The sequence below is a fragment of the Pyrobaculum sp. genome, assembly GCF_049971835.1.
Classification (GTDB): Archaea; Thermoproteota; Thermoprotei; order Thermoproteales; family Thermoproteaceae; genus Pyrobaculum.
Genome location: NZ_JBMFKV010000334.1, coordinates 1 through 1,586 on the forward strand (window position 1 = coordinate 1; position 1,586 = coordinate 1,586).

Consider the following 1,586-nt stretch of genomic DNA (forward strand, 5'->3'; position numbering starts at 1 on the left):
ATGTTATTCTACCGCGCTCCACATCACAAGCAGGCGACGAATACATCAGCGAAATCTATGTAGAGGCGGAATGCCAAAAAGATGGCCATAGACAAACGGCATTCGTCCACTCAAAAGCAGACATCTACATGGCTATCTTTATCTCGTGTCTGTTTGTGATGTTGAAGTACCAGATGGCTTCTCTGGAGTCGAGGTTGCCGAGTGCTGGGAATACTCTCAGCCCCACGTCTGACGCTATTTGGTAGACCGCGGCGTAGTTTATTAGGTTGATTGGGGTGTCTCCCCGGGTTAGGCTTACCACTGCTCTGACTCCGCCGAAGAGTCCAAGATCTTATGTTCCATCCCCCTCCGAGTTTGCAGATAAAAGTTGTCGACTAGTAATAGTGGCCACCTCCATCGGAGAAGGAGCCGGAGCAGTAATAACTACAAAGTGTGGAAGCTAGACGATGAGGTCCTCATACGTACTGCTAGCCGCCATGCTGATAGCCACCTCAACCGCCATGTACGGCACATACCTCTACCTAATGGACTACGTACGCCTATTCCTAGCCGACGAGTTCTCAATAGCAATACAAAACCTGCTAAACACAGAACCCGGCACAGAAAAAGAGGCGGTAATCGCCCTCACACACGATCTCCAGATACAAATACTGAAAATGGCTTACATAGACTGCGGCGCCCTCCTGTATATACATAACAACGCCACAAGGCGTAAAGAAAATCCCCACCCAACACGACATAGAAGTAAGACTATTTGGCAAAACAATTACACAGGAAATAAAAATAACACTCCCACACGGAGTCTACACAATAAAAGCAAAAGCCACAGCACCGTCACCCGACAAAGTAGCCGCATGCACAGCAGGTTACCTCCTCATAACCGACGTCGCACAGCAAATAAGTCCAATCACTTGCGGCAATCTCCCACAAGAGCTACAACAAATAATAAATGAAGTATTTGGAGGGGCGATAGATAGTTGTAATGACTACATAAGTGGGGCTCCGTATATGTTGTGGAGTTATATATGCGCCAGGAAAAAAATAGTTTTAGAAATTACCCAGCAGTAGCGTCACCTCGTCACGTTGATGTAGTAAAACGGCTTGTTCACCACGGCCTACCACCGTCGAACACAACTACATCGCCCACCTTGCCAAGTACAAAAAACTCACGAGCTGGAGCGGCAAACGGCACAACGAAGTAGTACGGGTTCTTCTCACCCGGGGCCGTGATCCTAATGACTGGATATACCTTACCTGCACTGAAATAGACATTGTACCCCGTGGCTACGGGCATTATGAAACTTCTGGCAGATCTCAACTCAAGCAACTTACTAACTAAGTCGTCGATGCCGGTTACATCCGTAAGACGCAGAATTATTAAGTCGATCTGTTCGCAATTTTCCAATTTATCATTTAAAATTGACTGGCTAATCAGTTGCTCTCTAATCAGCGGATTATTTAATTCATTAGCTAGCTTTTTGTCATTACTTTCAATGAAGAAACTAAGTAAATTTGGAAATACGACTATTTTTGTGTCGAATAATATATATGGAGGAAGTTTGCATAAATAATATAACTTATTATCG

The 1,586-nt window shown here is 45.1% G+C and carries 2 protein-coding genes; both read right to left on the reverse strand.

Annotation, left to right across the window (positions count from 1 at the left end; genetic code table 11):
* Nucleotides 1-124: 124 nt before the first annotated feature.
* A complete protein-coding gene (locus ACP5J3_RS14365) occupies nt 125-301 on the reverse strand; it encodes a hypothetical protein (protein WP_428496304.1) in 177 nt (58 codons plus the stop codon).
* Between the two features lie 804 nt (nt 302-1,105).
* Nucleotides 1,106-1,586 (reverse strand): hypothetical protein (locus ACP5J3_RS14370; protein ID WP_428496305.1); only part of this gene is annotated, 481 nt, incomplete at its 5' end.